The organism is [Bacteroides] pectinophilus (assembly GCA_025146925.1).
Classification (GTDB): domain Bacteria; phylum Bacillota; class Clostridia; order Lachnospirales; family Lachnospiraceae; genus Bacteroides_F; species Bacteroides_F pectinophilus.
Map to the genome: position 1 here is coordinate 2,215,925 of CP102260.1, position 25,051 is coordinate 2,240,975.

Sequence of the window (25,051 nt, forward strand, 5' to 3'; positions counted from 1 at the left end):
GCGATGACGGCAATGTCCGTCACCGCCCTTTGCTCAAAGGTTCGCAGCTGATTTATTCAGCGTTTTCTTTCTTCTTTTTGCTGTAAACGGTGATGCCGATCACTGCGCCGCCGCTGATAAACAGCAGTGCGATCCAGAGGATCATATTGCTGTTGTCACCGGTTTTCTGGCTTTCTGCACCGGTGTTCGGGTTGGTTTGCGTAGGATCGGTCGGTTTTGTTGCGGAGCCGGTAGCCGGAATCTCAACTGCCGCCTTCTTGTAGCCGCAAACCTTGCACTCCTCATGCTTGGAGCCCTTTTGGGTTGCGGTCGCTTCCTTATCTACCACCCACTTGAAGCTATGTGCTGCAACATCGTCCTTGTCACCACAGGAGCACTCATGCCAGTGGTTCGTAGCATCGTACTTCCACTCGCTGCCGTAGCTGTGAGTATGCTCACCGCCGCCTGTTGCCGGGATAGTTTCGGTTGTCATCGTATAACCACAGATGGTGCATTCCTTATGTTTTGAGCCGCTTGTGGTAGCTGTTGTCGGGGTGTCGATAATCCATTCACCGGCGGTATGTGCCGCCTTATCGGCCTTATCTCCACAGGAACACTCATGCCAGTGGTTCGTAGCATCGTACTTCCACTCGCTGCCGTAGCTGTGAGTATGCTCACCGCCGCCTGTGCCGCTATTGCGCAGAATCGTCAGCGTGTAGGTTTTAGCACCGATTTCCACAACAATGTCGGTTGTGCCGCTGTTGGGGATGGCAACGGTTGCGCTGCCGCCGGTGGACAGAGCCTGTCCGTTGATGCTCACGGGCTCGCCGTTTCCAGACACCGCTGTGACTAGCGTAGATGTTGCTCCGCTATCATTTTGCAGCGTATAGGTATAGTTCGTTCCGTTGGCGGTAAAATCGCCGAGCCCTACTGCCAGCCCTTCAAAGGTCAGAAGGTCATTACCGGGCACTGCGGCTCGCACCACTACACGGGTGCCAAGCTGGGAGAAGGTGACGGTTTCCGTCCGGAAGGTTTCCCCGGAGATGGCACCGCCAATACTGGTCTTTTTCGTTTCCAGAGCGGTCCCGGCAGCATCCAGCAGCGTGGCCACCAGCACTGCGCTAGTCTGAGACTGCAGGGAGTTGTTGCGCAGGGTAATGGCGGCGGTGCTGTGACCGTTGCCGTCGTTCCCCTGTGTCACATCCATCGTCATCTGCTCTCCGGTGCGGGCCAGTGCGCCGGTCATATGGACGCTGGCCTCGCTGTCACTGCCGTCATACTCCGGCAGGCGCTGATTGCTTCCCGTTCCACCAATCTGACCTTCCGCCCACGCCTCGGCGTACAGATAGGTACCCACATCGGGGATCTCGGCTTTGCCAATGGATGTCATATACTCGCCCAGATCATAGGTCAGGTCCAGTGTAAAGGTTCCCTGATCGATGCGGGCAAGGGCGTTGTCTTCGGAAATGGTGATTTCATTATCGCGAACCGATACGCCGTTTGTGGTGCAGGCTACCTCTGCATGTTTGGTATGCAGATCATCCGCATAGAACGCAAGCTTCACCTCGCGGTTCTTTCCGCCGGCCAGAGTGGCGGCAGAGGAATTATAGAGGGTCATGCGCACCGTGCGCTTGCCGGCACTCTCCGCAATCACTTCCATTTGCGAGATTCCAATGTCGGGATAATCCAGATACACTGTGCCTTTTTCGTTGATGCCGCCGGCGGCGGTGATGGTATAGCTCGGGTCGGTCACGAGGTTCCCCACATGGTGCCAGACGGTAATGGTGGTGCTTTCATTGGGCAGCAGTGTTTCCGTAAGGGTGGCGGTTTCCCCGCTGCCAATGCTGACCTTTAGGTTTGTCACATCGTTCAGCCCGGTGTTGCGGATGGTAAAGCGAACGGGTGTCAGGCTGTTCAGCGCCAGCGTTGCATAATCCACACCGATCTGTTCCACTGCCACCGCATCGGTGACAAAATCAGAGGTAGCGGTATAGAGGTTCGTTTTCTCACCCGGAACGGTCACGCCGCCGATTACCTGCGGGTTTTCATCGTCATAGAAGGTGGCCTGAATGGCAGCCTGCACCTGATTGGTGCCGCTGACATAGGCATCAAAGTGGTCAGCCAGCGTGCGATCCGGCAGCTCTGCCAGTTCCAATGGTGCGGACAGAGTGTAGGTATTTGTGGCATAGCGCAGCTTGGCCGCCTTCAAAATGCCGTGATCTACCGCGCCGTTGACGTCATTGACAGTCTCATTCCAGACGATGGTAAGATCATTGAGGCTGCGATGATCCCCGCTAAGAGAAGCGAAGCGGAAGTCTCCGCCCACGACGGCGTTGCCGCTGCTGGTCAGGGCAGACAAAGAGCCGGGGAAACTGTTGGACATGGTGCCGCTGCCGTCCACAGCCAACAGCTGGATATCGTTGCTGCCGTCTCGGACACTATGCCAACCGATGACAAATCGGTCATCCCCGCTGCCGAAGTTAGCTGCAACGACCTGTGGGTTTTCGTCAAGATTACTGTCACAGGTCGCCAGCATGGCTGTACCGGGAGTTCCGTCAGCAGCCACGGTACAATAGGCGATCTCGTAGGCGGATGTATCTCCGGTTCCGCTGCGGTCCAGCGAGTAAACTGCCATAGCGGTTCCGTCGGGCAGCATGGCCGCCTGCAACGCCTTCACTCTGCCAGTAGCACCGTTATAAAGCATTTTGGACTCGCTCCAGGTGCCGTTATTCCTGTCATAGCAACGGTACATGATACAATCTCTGGTCGTGAAGTTCAGCAGGTTGCTGCCCTGCGTACCGGGATCGGGGGTGTAGACGCTGCGCCAGAACACAATGGCCTTGCCGTCGCCGCCCACTGCCGTGGCTGGGGCCAGATCCGGCGTGCCGTCGTTGGTTAGGCGGATGGAAGTCCAGGTTGTGCCGTCATAGACGGACGCTACAATCTCCGTGCTGTTCATCAGCAGGTTTTGCTCTTCCAATGTCACGGGATCACCGGCATTTTTACCCGGCAGGTCGGTGCCCATGCGAACCCAGGCCGCCGCCGCGAAGCTGCCAGTGCCAGACAAAGAAACGCTCGTGTCTCCGTAGCCGGGGAACCCTGTGGGATCGTCAATTTGGCTGGAGACAGAATAGCCGCCGCCATTGAGGGTGGAGAAATGCGCCCGGCTGTCGTAAATACTGCTGCTGTTGCCGTCGTTGATGTAGGCCAATACCTTCCCGTCATCGCTGAGCTGTGGATAGGACGTAGGGTTGGCATTGGTCTGGATGTTTTCCAGCCCGCTGGTGGAGTTCAGAGAGAACAGCATCATCCGCTGCTGGGGCTGGCCCCAAGTACGGGCATATTGCTCCAGATAGTCCCGGCTTTGGAGCGTTGCACTGCCAGAAGCCACCTGCATTCCGCTCTGAGCCGCCGCCATCCGCAGCGAGGCAAGGCTCAGCCCACTGGTGGCGTTATTCCAGTAGTTGTCGATTGTTTTCCAGTCATTAAAAGTCTTGGTACCTTCAAGGGTTCCGGAGGCGATCACCGCCTCGTAGGAGATAAACAGGAAGTTTGCCACAAATTTGATTCCCACTTCGCTTTGGATCCCCAGGGCCTGACCGTTGATCTGGCGCTTTGTCTCGTCGGCAAGATAGGTGCGGGAAAGGAACTTATTCTGACTGTCCACATCCAAATTGCCGAATAGGCCGATCTTCAGCGCCACGACCGAATAGTCAAAGCCAATGCCGCCAAACGCGTGGACATAGGCGTTGATACGCAGCGTGGTCAAAAAGTCATTCACCGCCGTGGCCGTGGGATCGCTCCAGGCAAGCTCTGTACCCTCGCCCTGCCGGCCGTAGCGCACTGCGGTACGGAAATCCAGCTGAATGGCACCACCCAGCTCAAAGGTTGCTGTCAACGGCACGGGGCCAGCCATGGCGTTCACGCTGAAGGTGAAGCCCACGCCAACGCCGGCTGTAAAGCCGCCGCCTACGGTGAAAACCTCCCACTCCTTTTTTTCGGCGTTATAGCGGATTTCCGCTTCGTAAAAGCCCTCCAACTGCAAGTTGAGATCCGTGTTGGTGACCTTGCCGGCCATGGAGTTGGCGTTGTACTCCCCCTTGGGATTATAGGTACCCTTGGCCATCTGGCTCAGATCCCCGGTCCCGGGTACGCCTACTTCCAGGTTCTGCGTCAGCACATTCGCACCCAAGGCCACGCCGTCCTCGGAATAGTCCATGTCCTCCATCTCCAGCGTATTGTACCCGGCCCAAATCATGGCACGGAACACGGAGGGATCTTCGCTAGGGGTGATAATCATTTTGAACACGGATGTGTCCACCGGACCGCTCAGATCATCCAGCCGTCCGGTCAGCACCTTGAGAATGTTACTATCGCCCACTCCGCCAAAGTCAACGTCATTCACTCCACTGGAGTCTTGCATCGTCAGCAGAATACCGGTGACGTGCTCATCCTCTGTCACCTTTGGCACTCGGGTCAGATCAACGACCCGGAATGGCATTATTTTCTCTTGCAGCAGGCTGCCGTTCAGGCTCAGCTGCGTTTTCATACCTACATCCTTGCCGTCGGCGATCCATCCAGAGGTGGTCATGGTGGCCTCGGTGAGGGTCAGATCGTTTTCCGCTACAGGGATGGATGAGAAGGGATACTGTTTGGTACTGCTGCTCTGGGCGGCAGGAATAACGCCGTATTCGTCCGCCAGCTTGAGACTGTAATTCTTCGCGTTGGCAATCTTCTCGCCCCAGAGGAACATGGTGGTGTGCAGGGTTGCTGTTTTAAAGCTGCTGTTAGGGCCAATCTTTCCAGTCGAGCTGCGGACATCCACCTTCTGACCGTTGGCAAGACCGTAATCAACGCTTTGCGCCACAATGAAGGGTTTGTTTTCCTCCCCCTCCGGCACGCGCTCAAGAGAGACAACGCCCTCTGCGGTGCGCATTACATCGTCCACGCCCAGCTTGCCGTTGACGGTCAGCAGCAGCGGATAGTACTTGTCGCCGTCAATTGCGCTGATCTCCAGAATGTACTCCAGCTGATCCAGAGCGGAAAGCGCCGTGGTGTTGCTCTCGCCCTTTTCGGCCGACCAGAACTGGGTGGAATCCAGATAGACGGTTATATTTCCCTCCGCATCCGTGGTATAGGTGTCGCCGGTGATGCCGCTGACAAGTGCTCCTGCCCCGGAGCCCAGCAGAGCTGTCTCGCAGTAGCCTCCGTTTTTATAAACGCCGCCGCGAACGGTCACCGTCTTGTTCGCCAGCGGATCGCCGCCCGGCGTGATGAGCGTCACAGATGCCCGGGCGACTCGCCGAAGGCTGAAGGTATTCAAGGGATAAAGCTGCAGTTTTGTGGCATCCCGCTCGCCGGAACGCAGATTTTCTTTATAGATGGTGCCCAGATAAATATCCGTGCCGGAGCCGGACCGCAGAGACACCTCACTGGCAATTCCGTTGGGTTCGTAAAGCGCCAGCACGCCTTCACTGTTGGTCGTGACCGTTTTGGGCACACCTTTGCCGTCGGTGTATTGCAGCGTAGTTTCCGCTGCAGGCGTTAGCTGGAAGAGATAGAACTTATTTTGCAGCGTTTTCGCTGTCACCTGCACGTCGGTACGCATGCCCGTGGCGGCATGGGTAGCCGTGACGGTTGCGGTGCCGTTGGCCAAGCCGGACAGCGCCATTTTGGTTTCGGGAAGGTAGGAATCAAAGGAGAAGTTTCTGATGTCCTCATACAGTCCGCCCTGCTTGTAGTTGACGGAAATGGCATTGTTGTTGCTGGAGAGCCACCGGATGCCGTCTTTAAAGGAGTTCCATCCGTACTCGTCATAGTTGATGCCTATGTACTCGATCAGCCCCAACTCCTGGCGCAGCTGCAAAATTTCAGCCGTATCGGTGGGCAGGCTGCCGCTGACCTTGGAGGTATTGTCCATGGTCAGCTTAGAAATCGTGTCTCCTTTGTCGTTCTGCACCTTCAGTGCGTCGGCATCGTAGACATACAGGGGGAAGGAGTCGGTGCTGGGAGATTCCTCACCAGGGTTCTCCACGCTCAAAACCACTTGATAGGTGTCCTTTAGATTGCCGGCCTTCACACTCTGTAATGACAGGGAGAAGCTTCCGGAGGTACCGGATAGGTGCTCACGGGCCACCTCTTGGGTGTTGTTGTCCTCTGTGACCCGGGTAATTGTCAGCGTTGGCTGCGGAGAGGCCCCGTCAGTGGCGTTTTCCACCGACCAGTCGATATTGACGGCGCCGTCGGTATCCTTGAGGTAAATGCTCTGGGGCGGTGTCAGCTTGGCTGTGGCAGGTGGTGCCTGCACGATGATCCAGGCAAGTGCCGACAGGCGGACGTTCTCACCCTCGGCGTTGGGGTGCGGCATGGAGACCAATACCGTGTAAGCAGGGGTATTGCCGTTGGAGAGCTTGGAGAGCACATTCTCCTCGATCCGCACGCTGTTTTTATCCTTGCCGGCGGTATAAGTCGCAACGGGCTTGAGACCGCTCAGCGCCGCCTCATTCGCGTAGTTGCCCTCATACAGGTCAATCCTGTAATTGAACTCTTTGTTCGGTGCCATCAGCGCGGCGTTGGAGCTCCACAGCACGGTGGCGGGCTGATTTACCCGCGTCACGATGGACGAGCCGCCGGGAATCACCAGTGCCAGGGAATCGCCTGCCGTCACGGTATAGGACTCTGACTCGCCCGTCACATCATCGGCAGCGTCCTCAGTCCCGTTGTCTGCCGTAAAGGTAAAGGTGACGGCTCCCACCTTGGTTCCTGTGGTGGCAACAACACCGGTATCCTCGTTGATGGTGGCAATGAGCGGGTCACTGCTGCTCCATTTGCCGGTGGTGTAGCTGGCCGGCACACCGCCTTCCCCCAAAACCTCTGCCTGAAGCGTGCGGCGGGCGGTTTCGCCGAGGGAAATCGTATAGTCGGCGTCATTCGCTTCCGGGACGATGGTCACCGTGTGCGCGGAAACTTTCTTTATCACCGTGAACTGCCGGGTCAGGGGAAGAACATTTACCCAGTTAGGAGCGGCTTTCGTGCCCTCGTTGGCCTGCAGCGTCACCGTATAGGTGCGGGTGTAAGCCTCGGGTGCGATTGCATAGTCGCTAATGGTGAAGGCTTCCTTCTCTGTGTCCAGATAGACCTGCAGATGGATTGGTTCAACCGCGGAGTCGTACCTCAGTTCGAGGCGGAAAGGAGCTTCCTTCGGCTCTGTTCCTTCCGGGGTGTGATAATTGCTGTATACGGTCTTGTAGTCCTTCGCCATGTTGGCCTGCATCGTGAACGATGCCTTGCCGTTGTCATAGTCGGCGGTCAGTGCGGTGGGGGCGTTGCGCATCAAGACGCTCTTCAGCTCAACGCCGGCAATCGAGTTGCTTTGATAGGGCGTGGTATCCAGCGTATGACCGAAAACATCTTCCACACCAGTCATACCATTGACGGTGACCGTGGTGGCATCCGCATCCTGCACCGGGTACCAGAGCATTGCCTTGACGCCGTAGTCGTTCATGGAAAGCTCATCGGCGGTATACTCTTTGCCATTGATGGTCACGCGGGCGTTTCTAAGATCCACGAACTCGTTAAAGGTAACTGTGATTGGCACGTGCTGTCCGCTGGCATAGGTTCCCGCCGGGGCCGTGACGCTTTGAATGATGGGGGCGTCCGTGTCCAACAGCTTGGCAGTGACGTTGCTGGTATTGACGGTGGCGGAGGCATATGGTTGGTCGTCAATTACACTCTTCATATACAGTCGGAAGGGCAGCCAGTACTTCTGATTCCCTCTGTTTTGCGTGGTAGACTGCAGGGAGATTTTGACCGGACTGCCCTTTTGAATCGTACAGTTCCCCGGTTTCTTTCTGTCGCCGCTGGTGGGCGTCAGATCTGCTTCATCGAACTTGTACTCCATCAGATAGAACGGGGCATGGGGTTGTGTGGCACTATCATAGCCATACGGCGCAGGGCCGGTATAGGTCTCTTTGCCGGGGTTCCAGTCAAACTTGATGCTGGCGTCGATTTGGTATGGCTGATAAAATTTGGAGGAGCCGCCGGGAAGCACCGAGTTGCGGGCGCCCTCCAGAATTCCGATGGTATCGCTTAGCGCAACGAAATCCGGATTTTTGGCACCCTCGCCGGCATTGTATTCATACGCCAGCAAAGGAATATACATATCCCCCTGTATTGTGCCTTCACTTTTGTATGTTTTCTCATAGCTCGGCGCGTCCATTGATGTTTTTATTGCGGAGGCGTCAACCGTCTTTTTTAGCTTGAGCTGACAGTGGTCGGCATAACCGGCGCCGTCATCGAACACCAGATTTTCCGCATCGTAAAATTCAATCATCCCCAGCAAATCGCCATAGGAATAAGAATTCTCGAGCCAGGCTGGGTTTCCTCCTTTGGTTGTAACCTTGACAGTGATTTTACAACCACCTAAACTGTAAGTTTCGCCTACGTCATAGGTCAGCCTGTAGGACCCGTCGCTTTGCTCGACCCCACTCGTCCCGCCTATCGAGACCTCCACATCGGTGATATACTCGCTGAGCTGACCTTTTTGAATGCGGTAGGAAAAGCCGACCGGTTTTCCGCGGTATACAGTAAAAGTCCCGGAGCTCCAGGTGTTGTTTGCGGAATTCCCCAGCGTTTGGCTCATCATGCTGCTCATATCCACCTTCTCAACGCCCACAGGCGCTGTGGCAGAGGCGGAATACTGCAAACTGATGCCTTGTAGCTCCAACTGCTCCATCAGGCTATTGAGATTCTCCAGAGCTTCCCCGGTAAACTCCCTGCCGGAGAAATAGGTGTCCTTGATCCGCAGCAGCTCCTGTTCGATTTGGATCATGGTCTTCAAATCGCCCAGCGCCACCGGAGTCCCATCCACGTCGGCTATACGGGTGAGATCCGTGGCGGGATTTTCCAGCAGCTCCATGACAGACGTCAGTGTCAACACCTGGTCGTCCAGCGTGATGGTTTGATCCACCTTGAAATTGCCGGCTTCATCCAGCAGCCCCAAAGCCTTCAGCATGGAAAGCACCTGGTCGCTGCTACCGCCAGTCATGGCGGAGAGCTGCTCCAAAATCGCCTGATTTTCCTCGGGTGTGTTGCCCAGCGAATCGCTCACCGATGCAAACGCAGTTGTCGGCAGCATGGTCAGCACCATGCTGCATATAAGCAAGATACTGAGTATTCGTTTTTTCATTGACTTTTCTCCTCCTTTTCGTGTCGGGCGGGCTTATCCGCTCCGTCTTTTCTACGGTTTTCTCTGTTTCTGAGCCGGAAGCACAGCGCAGTGATTGCTGCCGCCGCTGCAAAGGAGACGACGCCCACCAGCACATAGCCGCCTGCGTCCTCCCGCAGCAGCATCGCGCCGAAGCTGCCCCATGCGGCGGTCTGTCCCTGCACTGCAAATGCGTCCACCGCCTGCGTCAGCGCTGCGCACAGCAGCATACACACTGCGGAGAGGCTTATTGCCTCGCGCCGCTGCCTTCGGCGGGTGTTTTCCCGCACTCGCTGCTTGACGAGTGCGACCCGTATTGCGGTATCGTACATATCGTTTGAACCTCCTCTCTGGATTCTTTGAAATGCGGCTTAAAAACCCCTTCATTTATATAGGTACAAAAAATCGAAAAAACTCTCACCCAAAACGCAAAATTTTTCAAAAAAAATTGAGAGCCGCAAAAAAGCAGCTCTCAGGGAGTGGATATTCGGTTATTGCTTCCGTGATAATCGGAAAACGGATAGCCTTCCTGCCGCCACCAGCAGCACCGGCAGGGCGTAGGCGATGTACTGCGCCGCGCCGCCATAGGCGATCAGCAGATTATAGATGGCGTGGAGGGTGATGGCCGCGCCCAGCAGTCCGCAGGTGCCCGCGACCTTCAGACACGTCCGCCGCCATGTGTAGGCAAGCCCGCCGCCCACAATCAGACCGCAGAGGACGTGCATGGCTCCCGTGCCGAAGCCACGGAAGAAGATGAATGAGAAGCGGTCAGCGCCGTTCTGTATGAGATAGCACACATTTTCAAAGGTGGCGAAGGCAAGGGCAACCGTGATGGCGGCAGCCTTGATTTTATCCCCCTCCGGCTCAAACACCAGCAGATAGAACACCAGCGGCAGCAGCTTCATCATTTCCTCCACCACCGGCGCGATCTCCGCCGTGGCGGCAAGGGCATCCGCCTGACACACCGCCGCGAGGAAGGTGTTGATATAGGCCGAGAGCAGGCACACCCCCATTCCGGCAATGCAGAACAGGAAGAAGCGGAGCTGCCGCCTGCCCATGCACAGAGCGGCCACCAGCAGGGGAGATACCATGCAGAGGAAGATGTTTTCAATATAGGTCATGTTTCCACCGCCCTTCTCGTGGCGAGCAGCAGCCCCAGAATCGCAAGCGTCAGCAGCATATCGCACCAGAAGGTTGGGCTGGCCGGTGAGGTATCCGGCCAAAAGCAGCCCGCCGTCCAAAGCAGATACTCCGCGAACGCAAAGCACAGCACGCCGATGTGAAACCACCGCATATTCCGCGCTGCGCCCATCTGCGTTTTCGCATAGGCAAGCCCTCGAATGGCGCAGAAGGAGAGCCATATCATCATGCCGCACCAGATCAGGTTGGAGAGAATGTCCCCGAAAGTGCAGTAGAACGCCAGCAGCGGCACGCCGAACGCAGGCGCAAGCCATGCCCTGCGGCAACGGAAACTGCGCTCATTTGTTCCGGTCAGCGTAGCCTGCAAAATGCGCAGGAAAATTACACTGGCCACCCAGCCGAACTCCGACACATAAAAGACCCGCGGCGTGGTATCGAACAGCAGCAGATACAGCGTCCAGTAGAGCGCACCGAGGGCAAAGCAGCCGTAGAAGCACAGCAGCAGGAAGTACGCCTGCCGCCCACTTTTTCGGCAAGAGATACCCGAAAGCAGCGCGCCGACGAATGTGGTCAGTAATTGCAACAGGTTCTCAATCAGCTCCATGAATCCCCTCGCTTTCTTTGTCCTGCCCGTCCTCACGGTTCATCTGCCGCAGCCGGAAGCACAGAACGGTCACGCACACGCCGAGTAAAAACGCCAGAAGCCCGATGACAACGTATCCCAAAGCTACGCCGCTGTGAAAGATGCTTGCCGCAGTTTCAAAGCCGAAATAATCGCCTGTCTGGATGCCTGCGGCAATGCCGGGCATGGCGAAGGACGCGCCTATGAGCAGCACAAGGCACGCCGCCACAGCGGAAGCCATGGTAATCGTATTGCGCCGCAGCCGTTTCTCCTGTTCAATTTTAGCGATGCGCCGCTTGGTCTCCGTGACCCGTTCCTCATGACTCCGCATTTGTGATTCCCTCCCGTTCTAAGAGCCTTCGCAGGCTCTCTTTTCCGCGATACACCATGTTGGTGATCTGTTTTACCGTTTTTCCCGTGACCTCCGCCGCCTGTGCGTAGCTCATATCCTCAAAATAGGTGAGATACAGGACTTCCCGATAGTCCGGGTTCATTTCGCTCATGCAGAAATGCAGAATGCGGTTTCGCTCCTCCGTCCGGATGACCTCCTCCGTCAGCAGCCGTCCGTCCGGCTCATCGGTCAGCGCATCAAGGCTGAACAGCAGCTTTCGTTTGCTCTTGTGGCGCAGCGCCATGTGCCGCGCCGCCTTATAGAGATACGCCTTGAGGCCGCCGTCCCGGATGCGGGGCTTTTTGGTGAACAGATAGGCGAAAACATCCAGCATCAGCTCCTCCGCCTCGTGAACGTCGTGCAGATAGCCGTCGATATACAGGGTCAGGGGGTCGCCATATTTTTTCATCAGGGCATTGAGCCCTTCGTCATCGCCGCTCAGATATTGGCGGTATAAAGCCTCGTCACAGTTCATAGCGTTCACTTCCTTTTTGCGGATGCTTCCAATTCCAATGCGGAGGGAATCCGTCAGGTGCTTGTCCTGCCGGGATCGCGGTGCTGTTCCTGAAAGCGCGGGTCGGACGGCTTTTCCGCGTTTTCCGGAATCGCCCATGAACGTCCGAACCGGGACGCGCCGGGAATCCGCCCCTCGGCGCAATACTGATTGACCCGCCGCTCTGATACGCCCCAACGGTAGGACGCCTCCCGAATGGAGATATAGCCCTTGATCCCGTTCATACCGCACCTCCGCATGGATAATACTCAATATAATACATTATGTACGAATATCCGAATAAAAGCAAGCCCACACAGACGACTTTGCACGAAGTTTTTCGGGGTTGTCAAATTCATCTGCGATTAATAATCGGGAGACGGTGTTGCATATCCGTCCGGCAGTATCCGAAACAGAGGATATATTTGCAGATTTTTCTCCATGATCAGAGCTGTGTCATATTTGAGTGAAGTCAATTCATGCAGTTTTGTTCAGCCTGTACATATCCTGCATGTTGTGAAATACATATATTTGCGGTTATCTTCTACTTTCCTCCATTGGCGATAGCTGCCTGTGTGGACGATATATATCCTGAACTTTTGGTAGCATCTTTACATATAAGATCAACACACTGCCACATATTAATATTTCCATCACTTCCAAAATACACATATGCACTTTCAGCAGTTGTTTCAAATGAGAAATTATCCGCAATAAACCTTTCTATATTTTTTATTGTTTCTGCATTATCACTGCCTGAAAGTTTATAATTACGAGCTACCTCTGCCCAATCATCTAATTCTGTTGTATTTCCACTATTGATTGCTTCTTTTATTCGTTCCAATGCTTCCATTTATATAACTCCCCTTTGTATTCTAAGTTTAATATTTTTCTCCCATTTTTATAATCAATTCCACCATGTCCATACATTTGCATCTCTCCTATGAGATATATAATTTCATCTCTATCAGAGCGCTTATCCAACCCTACATCATCCATTAATTTACCAGTAACTTCGTCTATATATTTATTTTCTACATAAACCTTTTTGCGGTCTGTAAAATCTATTACAACCCTAAAATATTGATCATCAATTACAAGTATAAAAATATCATCATAATCTTCCGCTGATTCTCTTCTTAGAACCGGCAATGGTTCAAACGCCTTAATATACACTATCCGTTCATCTTCTGAATGGACATAGTAATTATACCAAGTTGTAAAATATTCTCCTTTACATGAAAAATATTTCATTGGATAATATGGATTCTTTATTTTCATAGCATTTATTTCCTGGCATCGTTTTTCACTTATCTTACCATACTTTAATTTTAGATTTTTTAACACATCCTTGGTTATAAGCATGAGTTCACCTTCCCTTTTTAATTATCTATCTTGAAATATACCTTTTATTCGTTCCAATGCTTCCATTTATATAACTCCCCTTTGTATTCCAGATTTAATCGTCTCTCCCTATTTTTAGCCATACCGCCATAAGCAAATATATCCATTTCTTCTATTAAATACACAATTTCATCCTTATCCGGTCGATTATCCAATTGTGCATCTGCTATTAATTTATAAGTCATATCTTCTATACATATGTTATCCACATATGTCTTCCTATGATTAATGTAATCAAACTTAATCTTAAAACATTCATCATCAATTATCATTATAAATATATCATCATAATCTTCGGATGACTCCCGCCTCAAAACCGGCAATGGATGGAATGCATTAATATACACTATACGTTCATCTTCTGAATGGGTAAAATAATTATATGAAACAGTAAAATATTCTTCCTTACACGAAAAATATTCAAATGGGTAATAAGGATTCTCTATTTTCATAGCATTTATTTCCTGGCATCGTTTTTCACTTATCTTTCCATCCTTTAATTTCAGATTTTTTAACACATCCTTGGTTATAATCATGAGCTCACCTTTCCTCTATATTGAAATATACCTTTTATTCGTTCCAATGCTTCCATTTATATAACTCCCCTTTGTATTCCAAATTTAATCGTTTCTCCATGTTTTTATAAATCATACCGCCAAAGGCAAACATGTCCATTTCCTCTATCAGATACACAATTTCATCTTTATCCGGTCGATTATCCAATTTGGAATCTTCCCTTAATCTATAAATCATATCTTCTATACATATTTTTTCCATACATGTTCGCTTACGATCAATATAATCTAATATAACTTTAAACCATTCATCATCAATAATTAGAATATATATAGAGACAAAATTCTCAGAGGCCTCTCTCTCTCTATACCAAAGCATTAGTGGTTCAAACGCATCTATATATACTATACGTTCATCTTCTGAATGTGCATAATAATTATCTGTATCTGTAACAGTGAAATATTCGCTGTCGCATGTACAGTACAATGATGGATAATATGGATTCTCTATTTTCATAGCATTTATTTCCTGACATCGTTTTTCGCTTATCTTACCCTTTTTTAATTTTAGATTTTTTAACACATCCTTGGTTATAAGCATGAGTTCACCTTCCCTCTTTAATTATCTATATTGAAATATACCTTTTATTCGTTCCAATGCTTCCATTTATATAACTCCCCTTTGTATTCTAAGTTTAATATCTTCCTCCCATTTTTATAATCAATTCCACCATATCCATACATTTGCATCTCTCCTATGAGATATATAATTTCATCTCTATCAGAGCGCTTATCCACCCCTACATCATCCATTAATTTACCAGTAACTTCGTCTATATATCTATTTTCTACATAAATCTTTTTATGGTCTGTGAAATCAATTACAACACTAAAATACTTATCATCAATTACCAATACAAAAACATCATAATAATCATCCAAAGATTCTCTTTTTAAAACCGGCAGAGGTGCAAACGCCTTCATGTACACTATCCGTTCATCTTCTGAGTGGACAAAACAACTATCTTGAATAGTAAAATACTCCCCTTTGCAGGTAAAAAATGGTAATGGATAATAAAGATTCTTTATTTTCATAGCATTTATTTCCTGACACCGTTTTTCGCTTATCTTACAATATTTTAATTTTAGATTTTTTAACACATCCTTGGTTATAATCATGATTTCACCTTCCCTCTATATTGAAATATACCTTTTATTCGTTCCAATGCTTCCATGTTCATTACCATTATAAATATATAATCATAATCTTTGAATGACTTTCTCTTCAAAACCGGCAACAAATGTCATCATCATAAAATAAAAAGGGAGACCTAACCTTAAATTATTAATTGTTGCTTATCTCAAAATACACTTCTGTGCCTTTAATACTTCTATTTAAACAATCGTAATTAGGGTCTGCCTCTTCAAACTTAAACCATGGCGTATAGCCTTCACCTTTATATGCTATTAAAGCTCTCTTCAAAAAGTCTTTCTTTTCTTCTATATCATTTTTTGTATAAAATTCTTTTACTCTCCATATTTTTATCCAATTTTCACATGTAACATATACTGTAAAAAATATAACCTCACCCTTATAATCTAATATTCCGTATTGTGTATAAGAATCCTTCATATCCCAGAAAGGACTTTCATATGGTCTCATAGCATTTCCATATATAAACATTCTCACATCGTTTTCATCATCTATAACTCCACCGGGAAATTCAGCCACATAATTACTAAAACGATATCTTATTACCTTTTCTTTAAGAACATATTTTCTTATTTCATCTTCCTTTAATTTCCTAATAACAAATCCCATAGTCTTTCATCTCCTTTAATAAGCCATATGTGCGTTAAATATAACCGTCTCTAATACCATCTCATAACAATTAATATTTTTAGGGAAAACACCTGCTACTTTTCCTGTTATTTCATTTAATACGAAACCAAATACAGCCGGCAGCATTTTAGTATCTACATTAAATGGTTCTATATGTTTTATTACACCATCATAGATGACAGAAAATTTTTCTTTTTCAGCATATGGATTGTGTTTGTTATTCCATAATCTATACTCTGCCTTCCCCATATTGGCACTATTTTTCTCAACTATCTTTTGAATATCTGGTAGAATAACATCTTTTTGTTTGTTTCTGTATAGTGAATAAAAGACATTCAATTACCATATGTTTCTGGTAACTATCTGACATGTAGCATTCCATCACATTTGAATAATTTTAACAATGCAAACACCATTCTAAGCTTATCATTGGCTATCATGTGGTCTATTAATTTAGTACCATTTTGAAGCTCATTTTTTGAAACTTCTAAAACTTTTATTTCTGTAGCACCTGTAGCTTCCACGGTAATTTCAAATGTATAATGTAAATCCTTAATTTCACTAATCTGGGATGCCTTCAACACATTTGTAACATAATCGTATTCTTCACCTTTAGGTGCAGCTTCTTTTAGTTTTTGAATTAGACTTTTTTCTATACCATTGATATTTTCAATGCTGTCATTCAAAAAAATCTGCTCCAATTCTGTACGGCAGAATGCATTAAGTCCCTTATTGTTGCGCGCCAGAATATCTCCAGAGAAAATAGTCTTTATATTTTTTGATTTTATTCCTTTTATATAGTTTTCAGAGAAAAAATCATTCAGAGCCTGAACTTCCTTTGTCTCATTATTACCTGCATCTATAATTACTTTTCCGGAGGCATCGGTACCCTCATATAATGCACTAATTCCATTGATTTTTTCAAATAAATAAGCATCTTTTCCTAATGCGTCATCTAAAAATGCATAAAATCCATCATCGTTAAATAGTATTCCAGCCTGTGTGGACGATATATATCCTGAACTTTGGGTAGGATCTTTACATATAAAATCAACGCACTGCCACATATTAATATTTCCATCACTTCCAAAATACACATATGCGTTTTCAGCAGTTGTTTCAAATGAAAAATTATCTGCAATAAACCTTTCTATATTTTTTATTGTTTCTGCATTATCACTGCCTGAAAGATTATAATTACGGGCTACCTCTGCCCAATCATTTGGTTTTGTTGTATTTCCACTATTGATTGCTTCTTTTATTCGTTCCAATGCTTCCATATTCATTACCATTATAAAGATATAATCGTAATCTTCAGATGACTTTCTCCTCAAGACCGGCAATAAATGTCATCATAAAATAAAAAGGGAGACCTAACATTGTAACAACAACTATTAGTTCTCCCTTACAACCATCACCTCCATTAAGTCTATTGCGCGTTACTTCATATTTATCAGCCTAGTTTTCTCAATTGGTCCAAAGCTGAACATTTGATTCTTTAGCACCGGTACTTGCAAGCAATGATGAATCTGATACATTTCCTGATACATCTGTACTCATATCCTGAATTATCAGTTCGGTCATCTTTGTAATACTATCGCTTGAAGCTGATAATGTTTGGCTCGTATCTGCTATGGAAGTATATTCGTTCTCAACTTTAACAACCTCAATATTAGAAATAATATTGTCAACTGTCTTTACTTCCTTTTCTAAAGATGTGTTACCAGCTTCCTTTTTGTTATCGCTTGTTTTTGTTATAGACACGTCTGGCTCTGCATCATTAAAACTACTTTTTTTGTCTAATACAGCATGATTATTGTTTACAGACGCTTCTTTTTCTTTTGTTGATGTTATCTCTGATTCATTGCTGACCGATACAGTGTATTCATTTTTTACCACATCCGTCTTGCTCTGACTTTCTGTATCTTTTATCTCTTTTACTATTTTTTTATCCTTATCCGTTTCATTTGCCACCTTTAATGAATTATTATCAGATGTGCTTCCGGATGTTGTAACATGAATGCCAGTTGAACAATTACTGCTTTCTTCCTTAGATGTTACTGTCGCTGTATTTTTGCATAAAGTATCACCTTTCTTTTTGTTCTGTTCTGATGTACTTTTTTCTGTAATTGCTGTCTGCTTATCTGCACTCTTTTCTTTTACACATTCTTCGTCTTCATACTCTATATTTTCAAGATAGTATCTATTGTCACCGTAACTGTTATTGTAAGCCTCCTTTATTGTTACAGTTTCTTTACCCACAATATCACGGATTACCATATCATTACCGCTGCGACTTATTTCAACTTCGGACTCTTCTATTCCTTTCAATATGAGTTTATCAGAAGTCCTGCCGTCTGATGTATCGTAGTTATTAATGACATCGTTGCCATCTCCTCTTGCGTGGATGTATGTATCCGCACCGGCTCCTCCACACATGAAGTCTTCTCCCTTGCCTCCTATAATGACATCATCGCCGTTATCGCCATACAGTGTATCATTGCCATCCCCACCATAAATAGTATCGTTGCCATTATAGCCATGCACTGTATCATCGCCTACTCCTGCGTAGATTGTCTCATCCTCGGAATAATTGTATGCTGCTCCATAGCCTTCTATGGTTTCGCCCACATCATTCCCATGTCGGACTGATGTTATCTGCTCCAGCTCTTCCTTTCCGTATGAGCCGTCATCAAACTCCACGTTTTCAAGGTAGAATATACCGTTTCCATAGCTTGCGCTGTACGCATCCTTTATTGTTATGACTTCATTTCCGACAGTATCACGAATTATCATGTTCAAACCACTGCGGATGATTTCTACATCTGACTTCTTAACGCCTTTCAGTACAAGCTTGTCTGATGTTCTGCTTTCCCATGCGTCATAATTGTTGATTACATCGTTGCCATCCCCTCTTGAATGGATGTATATATCTGCTCCCGCATCTCCGGCGAGATAATCGTCTCCAGCTCCGCCCATAAGAACATCATCTCCATTGCCACCATACAGTGTATCATTGCCTGCTTCTCCGTAGATTACATCGTCACCGTTATTGCCATGCACTGTGTCATCGCCTGCTCCTGCATAGATTGTCTCATTCTCGGAATAATTGTATGCTGCTCCATAACCGTCTATTACGTCATTAGCATCACTTCCTCTGCGGATTGATGTTATCTGCTCCAGCTCTTCCTTTCCGTATGAGCCGTCATCAAACTCCACGTTTTCAAGGTAGAATATGCCGTTTACCTTACAGATTCGTATATCCCATCAGGTATTCGTCAACCTCTCTTGCCGCATCACGGCCTTCTCTTATAGCCCATACGACAAGTGACTGTCCACGGTGCATATCTCCTGCCGTAAATACCTTATCGACATTGGTTGCGAACTTGCCCGGAGCGGTCTTTACGTTAGTTCTCTCGTTAAGCTCCACGCCGAATGCATCGGATACGTACTTCTGTGTACCAAGGAAGCCGGCAGCGATAAGAACAAGCTCACAGTCAACCTCGTACTCGCTTCCTGCGACCTCAGACATCATCATTCTGCCTGTCTTTTCATCCTTCTTAGGCTCAAGCTTTACAAGCTTAACCTTGCACAGGTTACCCTTCTTGTCCTTGATGAATTCCTTAACAGTTGTCTGGTATACACGAGGATCCTCACCAAATACCGCAATTGCCTCTTCCTGACCGTAATCAGTCTTAAGCACCTTAGGCCACTGTGGCCATGGGTTGTTAGGAAGTCTGTCTACAGGTGGCTTAGGCATCATCTCAAGCTGCATTATTGACTTACAGCCATGACGGATTGATGTTCCGACGCAGTCATTGCCTGTATCACCACCGCCTATAACTATAACATTCTTGCCCTTTGCTGATATATACTTACCGTCTGTAAGTCCTGAATCAAGCAGGCTCTTTGTTGTAGACTTAAGGAAATCAACTGCAAAATATATTCCGTTGGCATCTCTTCCGGGTGCCTTGATATCTCTCGGGTTAGATGCGCCGCATGCAAGAACAACACTGTCATATTCCTCAAGAAGCTTCTTAGCCTTCACATTCTCACCGATATTGGCATCTGTGATAAATGTTACTCCCTCTGCCTTCATGACCTCAATCTTACGGTCAATTATATGCTTCTCAAGTTTCATGTTAGGGATTCCGTAACGAAGGAGTCCTCCGACACGGTCTGAACGCTCATAAACAGTTACAAGATGACCTCTCCTGTTAAGCTGGTCTGCAACCGCAAGTCCCGAAGGACCTGAGCCTACAACCGCAATCCTCTTGTCAGTTCTTACCTTAGGAGGCTTAGGTGCAGCCCAGCCTTCCTCATAAGCCTTCTCGATGATTGCCTTCTCATTCTCCTTGGTACATACAGCTTCGCCGTTAAGCCCGCATGTACATGCCTTCTCGCAGAGTGCCGGACATACCCTGCTTGTGAATTCAGGGAAATTGCTGGTCTTGTGCAGGCGGTTATACGCCTGCTGCCAGTTGCCGTTATACAAAAGGTCATTCCACTCAGGAATCAGATTGTTAAGAGGACATCCCGATGCCATTCCCTTAATCATCATTCCTGCCTGACAGAACGGTACACCACAATCCATGCAGCGTGCTGCCTGAGTTCTCTGCTTCTCCAAAGAAAGCGGAGTATGAAATTCATCAAAATTCTTAATACGCTCCTTTGGTTTTATAGCTGCGCTTTCTTCGCGCTCGTATTCCATAAATCCGGTTGCTTTTCCCATCTCGTCTCTCCTTTCACGCTGTCATGTAATCACGCCTTGCTCTGTATTGCATAGAATGCTTCAATCTGAGCCTGCTCACTGCTAAGACCTTTTTCTTCCATCTGTACAATCTTGTTCATCATCTTCTTATAATCGTTAGGAACAATCTTCTTGAACTTAGGAAGATACTCGCCGAAGTTATCAAGGATTTCCTTGCCCTTCTTTGAATTAGTGTAAGCAACATGCTCTGTGATTATCTCTTTTAATTCCTGAACATCATACTTATCAGTTACAGTTTCCGAAGAAACGAGCTGCTTGTTAAGCTTTGTGTAAAGCTTTGAATCTTCATCAAGTACATAAGCTATACCACCGCTCATACCTGCTGCAAAGTTCTTGCCTGTCTTGCCGATTACAACCACACGTCCGCCTGTCATGTATTCGCAGCCATGGTCGCCAACGCCTTCAACAACTGCCGTAGCGCCCGAGTTACGGACACAGAATCTCTCGCCGGCAACACCGTTTACAAATGCTTTACCGCTTGTAGCACCATAAAGCGCAACATTACCGATGATAATATTCTCATCTTCCTTGAACTGTGTACCTGTCGGAGGATATACAACAAGCTTACCGCCTGAAAGTCCCTTACCGAAGTAATCATTGCTGTCACCGACAAGCTCAAGTGTAAGTCCCTTAGGGATAAATGCACCGAAGCTCTGTCCGCCTGAGCCGTTACATTTTACTGTAAATGTATCTTCATCAAGGTTATCAGCATATCTTCTTGTAATCTCAGCACCAAACAGTGTACCTACGGCACGGTCTGTATTGTGGACATCAATCTCAATGCTTCTCTTCTGTCCGCTCTCAAGTGCCGGTCCGAGCTTCTTGAGGAGAATCTTCTCATCTATTGTCTTCTCAAGTTCAAAGTCATATACCTTCTTGTGGTTGTAATCCATCTTGCCGCCTTCCTTGATATATGGATTATCAAGGATTCTTGACATATCAATACGTGATGCTCTTCCCGAACCCGGTACGTCACGTCTTGTAAGAAGGTCCGTCCTGCCGACAAGCTCATCAACCGTCTTAACACCAAGCTTTGCCATGTACTCTCTGAGTTCCTCGGCAATGAACTTCATGAAGTTAACAACGTACTCCGGCTTGCCTGTGAATCTCTTACGGAGTTCAGGATTCTGTGTTGCTATACCGACAGGGCATGTATCCTTGTTGCAGACTCTCATCATTACACAGCCCATTGTTACAAGCGGAGCTGTTGCAAATCCGAACTCCTCGGCACCAAGCATTGCTGCTATTGCAACGTCACGGCCTGTCATAAGCTTACCGTCTGTCTCTATTACAACCTTATTACGAAGTCCGTTCATAATAAGTGTCTGATGTGTCTCAGCAAGTCCAAGCTCCCACGGAAGTCCCGCATTGTGGATAGAACCTACAGGAGCAGCTCCCGTACCGCCGTCATATCCTGACACAAGAATTACCTGCGCGCCTGCCTTGGCAACACCTGCCGCTACAGTACCTACACCGGCCTCAGAAACAAGCTTTACAGAGATTCTTGCATCCTTATTGGCATTCTTGAGGTCATATATAAGCTGCGCAAGATCCTCGATTGAATAAATGTCATGATGTGGCGGAGGTGATATAAGGCTTACACCCGGTGTTGAAAGTCTTGTCTTGGCAATCCACGGATATACCTTCTTGCCCGGAAGATGTCCGCCTTCACCCGGCTTAGCACCCTGTGCCATCTTAATCTGAATCTCTTTTGCACTTACAAGGTAACGTGATGTAACACCAAAACGTCCTGAAGCAACCTGCTTAATGGCTGAACATCTGTTACGTCCGTCAGGTCCTACAGTAAGACGCTCTATGCTCTCACCGCCCTCACCCGAATTAGACTTTCCATGAAGCATATTCATTGCGATTGCAAGTGTCTCATGTGCTTCCTGTGAGATAGAGCCGTAAGACATTGCACCTGTCTTGAATCTCTTAACAATGGACTCAACACTCTCAACCTGCTCAATAGGGATTGATTTCTTAGGATATTTGAAATCAATAAGTCCTCTCAGGTTCATAGCTCCCTGCTCCTTGTCAAGCAGTGCCGAATACTCCTTGAATGTATCATAATCTCCGGTTCTTGTTGCAAGCTGGAGAAGATGTATCGTCTGAGGATTGTAAAGGTGTTCCTCCTTGCCGCTTCTCATCTTGTGGTCACCTGAGCTGTCAAGTGTTGTGTCAACAGTAAGGTCAAGAGGATCAAACGCCTTATTATGAAGGTTCTCTATATCATCCTCTATATCCTTGATACTGATTCCTTCGATTCTGCTTACCGTACCTGTGAAATACTTATCAACAACCTCTGAATCAATACCAATTGCCTCGAATATCTTAGCACCCTGATATGACTGGATTGTTGAGATACCCATCTTAGATGCAATCTTGACAATTCCGCTTATTATAGCATGGTTGTAATCATCAACCGCTGCATAATAATCCTTATCAAGCATCTTCATATCAATAAGCTCCTTGATACTCTCCTGTGCAAGATATGGGTTGATTGCACTTGCACCATATCCGAGAAGTGTTGCAAAGTGATGAACATCTCTTGGTTCACCCGTCTCAAGGATTATTGATACGCTTGTTCTCTTCTTAGTTCTTACAAGATACTGCTGAAGAGCTGATACTGCAAGAAGTGAAGGAATTGCAACTCTGTTCTCATCAACACCCCTGTCTGAAAGGATGAGGATGTTAGCACCGTCAAGATGTGCTCTGTCTGCCTCAAGGCATACATGGTCGATAGCCTTAGGAAGTGATGTTCCTTTATAATATGTAGTAGGAATTACTGCAACCTTGAATCCCTCTACATTCATATTCTTAATCTTAAGAAGGTCTGTGCTTGTAAGAATAGGATTATTAACACGAAGCATCTTACAGTTCTCAGCCTTCTCCTCAAGCAGGTTGCCCGACTTACCGAGGAATACCGTCGTTGAAGTAACAACTGCCTCACGGATTGCATCTATAGGCGGGTTAGTTACCTGTGCAAACAACTGCTTAAAATAGTTGAATAACGGCTGATGACGGTTAGACAATACTGCAAGCGGAGTATCAATACCCATGGCACCTATCTGCTCTGAGCCGTTCTGCGCCATAGGAAGAATTGACTCCCTGAAATCCTCATATGTATAGCCAAATGCCTTCTGGAGCCTTGCTCTCTCTTCCTTAGTGTACTCAGGTACTCTCTTATTAGGAATCTTGAGGTCATGAAGATGTACAAGATTGCTGTCAAGCCATTCACCATATGGCTGCTTGCCTGCATAATAGCTCTTAAGCTCTTCATCATCAATAATCTCGCCCTTAGTCGTATCAACAAGAAGCATCTTGCCCGGACGAAGTCTTTCCTTAACCTTAATTCTTGTAGGATCAAGATCAAGCACACCAACCTCTGATGAAAGAATTACATATCCGTCATTAGTTATGTAGTAACGTGATGGACGAAGTCCGTTACGGTCAAGCACCGCCCCCATCATATCACCATCCGAGAAAAGGATTGATGCAGGTCCGTCCCATGGCTCCATCATTGTTGAATAATACTGGTAAAAATCCTTCTTCTCCTGTGACATTGCATGATTATGTACCCATGGCTCAGGTATTGTGATCATAACCGCAAGTGGGAGAGGCATTCCGTTCATAACAAGGAACTCAAGCGTGTTATCAAGTCTTGCTGAGTCAGAACCGTTAGGATTAACAACAGGAATTATCTTTGTCATATCATCCTTAAGATACTCTGATACCATCGACTCTTCTCTTGACAGCATTCTGTCGACATTACCCTTGATTGTATTAATCTCACCGTTATGTACGATAAATCTGTTCGGATGGGCACGTTCCCAGCTTGGCTCTGTATTAGTTGAGAATCTTGAATGTACCATGGCAATCGCTGATTCACAGTCATCATCCCTGAGATCCTCAAAGAATGAACGGAGCTGTCCTACAAGGAACATACCTTTATATACTATAGTTCTGCTGGACATTGACACAACGTATGTATTATCACATGTCTGCTCAAATACTCTTCTCGCAACATAGAGTCTTCTGTCAAACGGAAGTCCCTTTTCAACATCCTTAGGTCTCTTAACGAACGCCTGATATATATTCGGCATACATGCAACAGCCTTATGTCCGAGAACATCAGGAGCTGTAGGAACCTTTCTCCAGCCAAGGAACTTAAGATTCTCCTTCTCGACAATAATCTCAAACATCTTCATTGCCTGCTTCATCTTAAGCTGATCCTGTGGGAAGAAAAACATTCCGACACCATAATCTCTCTCATCACCAAGCTCAATTCCAAGAGGCTTAACTGCCTTCTTAAAGAACTTGTGAGGAATCTGTAAAAGAATACCGACACCGTCACCTGTCTTGCCTTCAGCATCCTTACCTGCCCTATGCTCAAGATTCTCTACAATCTTAAGTGCATCTGATACTGTCTGGTGTGACTTAATGCCCTTAATATTAACTATGGCACCGATACCACAGTTATCATGTTCAAAGCTTGAATCATAAAGGCCTTGATTTTTCATCTCGTTTTCCATACGTTTGTGTCATCCTTTCTGCGAAAATGTCTCAAAGTCTCAAAACTTGTACTTAATATACACCCGCAGGCGGATCTTGTAAATAGAAAATATTCTTATATTGTCTGATAATTCGTATATTTCTTATTTTTGTATAAATAGTCTGATAATATA

18 protein-coding genes are annotated in these 25,051 nt (G+C 47.4%); all 18 read right to left on the minus strand.

The annotated features are described in order from the left end of the window. Positions 1–52 precede the first annotated feature (52 nt). On the minus strand, positions 53–9,166 hold the full coding sequence (locus NQ488_10445) for a cell wall anchor protein (protein UWN94990.1): 9,114 nt from the start codon (positions 9,164–9,166) through the stop codon (positions 53–55). After that, complete coding sequence (locus NQ488_10450; protein ID UWN94991.1) at positions 9,163–9,516, minus strand: glycosyltransferase; 354 nt, start codon at positions 9,514–9,516, stop codon at positions 9,163–9,165. The genes NQ488_10445 and NQ488_10450 overlap by 4 nt, the downstream gene beginning before the upstream one ends. A 159-nt stretch (positions 9,517–9,675) precedes the next feature. Further along, positions 9,676–10,305, minus strand: coding sequence for a PrsW family intramembrane metalloprotease (locus NQ488_10455; GenBank protein UWN94992.1), 630 nt, complete (start codon positions 10,303–10,305; stop codon positions 9,676–9,678). After that, positions 10,302–10,928, minus strand: a complete 627-nt coding sequence (locus NQ488_10460) for a histidine kinase (GenBank protein ID UWN94993.1) — start codon at positions 10,926–10,928, stop codon at positions 10,302–10,304. Before NQ488_10460 ends, NQ488_10455 begins: the two co-directional genes overlap by 4 nt. Next, positions 10,915–11,277, minus strand: coding sequence for a DUF4179 domain-containing protein (locus NQ488_10465; protein UWN94994.1), 363 nt, complete (start codon positions 11,275–11,277; stop codon positions 10,915–10,917). Before NQ488_10465 ends, NQ488_10460 begins: the two co-directional genes overlap by 14 nt. Continuing rightward, the gene (locus NQ488_10470) at positions 11,264–11,812 is read right to left on the minus strand and encodes a sigma-70 family RNA polymerase sigma factor (protein UWN94995.1); all 549 of its coding nucleotides are present in this window, start codon (positions 11,810–11,812) and stop codon (positions 11,264–11,266) included. Before NQ488_10470 ends, NQ488_10465 begins: the two co-directional genes overlap by 14 nt. 53 nt (positions 11,813–11,865) lie before the next feature. Then, positions 11,866–12,075, minus strand: coding sequence for a helix-turn-helix domain-containing protein (locus NQ488_10475; GenBank protein UWN94996.1), 210 nt, complete (start codon positions 12,073–12,075; stop codon positions 11,866–11,868). A gap of 299 nt (positions 12,076–12,374) precedes the next feature. After that, entirely contained in the window at positions 12,375–12,683 is a 309-nt protein-coding gene (locus tag NQ488_10480; GenBank protein ID UWN94997.1) for a hypothetical protein, read from the minus strand. Further along, positions 12,662–13,195, minus strand: coding sequence for a hypothetical protein (locus tag NQ488_10485; GenBank protein ID UWN94998.1), 534 nt, complete (start codon positions 13,193–13,195; stop codon positions 12,662–12,664). The genes NQ488_10480 and NQ488_10485 overlap by 22 nt, the downstream gene beginning before the upstream one ends. Positions 13,196–13,239: 44 nt before the next feature. Then, positions 13,240–13,770: a hypothetical protein gene (locus tag NQ488_10490; GenBank protein ID UWN94999.1), complete on the minus strand. Its 531-nt coding sequence runs from the start codon at positions 13,768–13,770 to the stop codon at positions 13,240–13,242. Positions 13,771–13,804: 34 nt separating this feature from the next. Next, positions 13,805–14,350 carry a hypothetical protein gene (locus NQ488_10495; protein ID UWN95000.1) on the minus strand — a complete coding sequence of 182 codons (546 nt, stop codon included), beginning with the start codon at positions 14,348–14,350 and terminating at the stop codon, positions 13,805–13,807. 44 nt (positions 14,351–14,394) lie between these two features. Beyond that, the gene (locus NQ488_10500) at positions 14,395–14,928 is read right to left on the minus strand and encodes a hypothetical protein (GenBank protein ID UWN95001.1); all 534 of its coding nucleotides are present in this window, start codon (positions 14,926–14,928) and stop codon (positions 14,395–14,397) included. Positions 14,929–15,094: 166 nt separating this feature from the next. Beyond that, complete coding sequence (locus NQ488_10505; GenBank protein UWN95002.1) at positions 15,095–15,571, minus strand: hypothetical protein; 477 nt, start codon at positions 15,569–15,571, stop codon at positions 15,095–15,097. Between the two features lie 15 nt (positions 15,572–15,586). Further along, positions 15,587–15,841, minus strand: a complete 255-nt coding sequence (locus NQ488_10510) for a hypothetical protein (protein UWN95003.1) — start codon at positions 15,839–15,841, stop codon at positions 15,587–15,589. A gap of 110 nt (positions 15,842–15,951) precedes the next feature. Continuing rightward, on the minus strand, positions 15,952–16,872 hold the full coding sequence (locus tag NQ488_10515; GenBank protein UWN95004.1) for a hypothetical protein: 921 nt from the start codon (positions 16,870–16,872) through the stop codon (positions 15,952–15,954). Between the two features lie 187 nt (positions 16,873–17,059). Then, a complete protein-coding gene (locus NQ488_10520) occupies positions 17,060–18,811 on the minus strand; it encodes a hypothetical protein (protein ID UWN95005.1) in 1,752 nt (583 codons plus the stop codon). Positions 18,812–18,839: 28 nt separating this feature from the next. Next, positions 18,840–20,324: a glutamate synthase subunit beta gene (locus tag NQ488_10525; GenBank protein UWN95006.1), complete on the minus strand. Its 1,485-nt coding sequence runs from the start codon at positions 20,322–20,324 to the stop codon at positions 18,840–18,842. A 29-nt stretch (positions 20,325–20,353) separates the two neighbouring features. After that, positions 20,354–24,898 (minus strand): glutamate synthase large subunit, encoded by a 4,545-nt coding sequence (gltB, locus tag NQ488_10530; GenBank protein ID UWN95007.1) that lies wholly within the window; start codon positions 24,896–24,898, stop codon positions 20,354–20,356. Between the last annotated feature and the right edge of the window lie 153 nt (positions 24,899–25,051).

What these genes read in the sequence shown, in the direction of transcription:
- NQ488_10470 (UWN94995.1), bottom strand. Translation starts at nt 11,812, where the DNA reads ATGAACTGTGACGAGGCTTTATACCGCCAATATCTGAGCGGCGATGAC.
- NQ488_10455 (UWN94992.1), bottom strand. Translation starts at nt 10,305, where the DNA reads ATGACCTATATTGAAAACATCTTCCTCTGCATGGTATCTCCCCTGCTG.
- NQ488_10525 (UWN95006.1), bottom strand. Translation starts at nt 20,324, where the DNA reads ATGGGAAAAGCAACCGGATTTATGGAATACGAGCGCGAAGAAAGCGCA.
- NQ488_10480 (UWN94997.1), bottom strand. Translation starts at nt 12,683, where the DNA reads ATGGAAGCATTGGAACGAATAAAAGAAGCAATCAATAGTGGAAATACA.
- NQ488_10465 (UWN94994.1), bottom strand. Translation starts at nt 11,277, where the DNA reads ATGCGGAGTCATGAGGAACGGGTCACGGAGACCAAGCGGCGCATCGCT.
- NQ488_10500 (UWN95001.1), bottom strand. Translation starts at nt 14,928, where the DNA reads ATGATTATAACCAAGGATGTGTTAAAAAATCTAAAATTAAAATATTGT.
- NQ488_10490 (UWN94999.1), bottom strand. Translation starts at nt 13,770, where the DNA reads ATGATTATAACCAAGGATGTGTTAAAAAATCTGAAATTAAAGGATGGA.
- NQ488_10515 (UWN95004.1), bottom strand. Translation starts at nt 16,872, where the DNA reads ATGGAAGCATTGGAACGAATAAAAGAAGCAATCAATAGTGGAAATACA.
- NQ488_10460 (UWN94993.1), bottom strand. Translation starts at nt 10,928, where the DNA reads ATGGAGCTGATTGAGAACCTGTTGCAATTACTGACCACATTCGTCGGC.
- NQ488_10445 (UWN94990.1), bottom strand. Translation starts at nt 9,166, where the DNA reads ATGAAAAAACGAATACTCAGTATCTTGCTTATATGCAGCATGGTGCTG.
- NQ488_10485 (UWN94998.1), bottom strand. Translation starts at nt 13,195, where the DNA reads ATGCTTATAACCAAGGATGTGTTAAAAAATCTAAAATTAAAGTATGGT.
- NQ488_10510 (UWN95003.1), bottom strand. Translation starts at nt 15,841, where the DNA reads ATGGGGAAGGCAGAGTATAGATTATGGAATAACAAACACAATCCATAT.
- NQ488_10505 (UWN95002.1), bottom strand. Translation starts at nt 15,571, where the DNA reads ATGGGATTTGTTATTAGGAAATTAAAGGAAGATGAAATAAGAAAATAT.
- NQ488_10450 (UWN94991.1), bottom strand. Translation starts at nt 9,516, where the DNA reads ATGTACGATACCGCAATACGGGTCGCACTCGTCAAGCAGCGAGTGCGG.
- gltB (UWN95007.1), bottom strand. Translation starts at nt 24,898, where the DNA reads ATGGAAAACGAGATGAAAAATCAAGGCCTTTATGATTCAAGCTTTGAA.
- NQ488_10475 (UWN94996.1), bottom strand. Translation starts at nt 12,075, where the DNA reads ATGAACGGGATCAAGGGCTATATCTCCATTCGGGAGGCGTCCTACCGT.
- NQ488_10495 (UWN95000.1), bottom strand. Translation starts at nt 14,350, where the DNA reads ATGCTTATAACCAAGGATGTGTTAAAAAATCTAAAATTAAAAAAGGGT.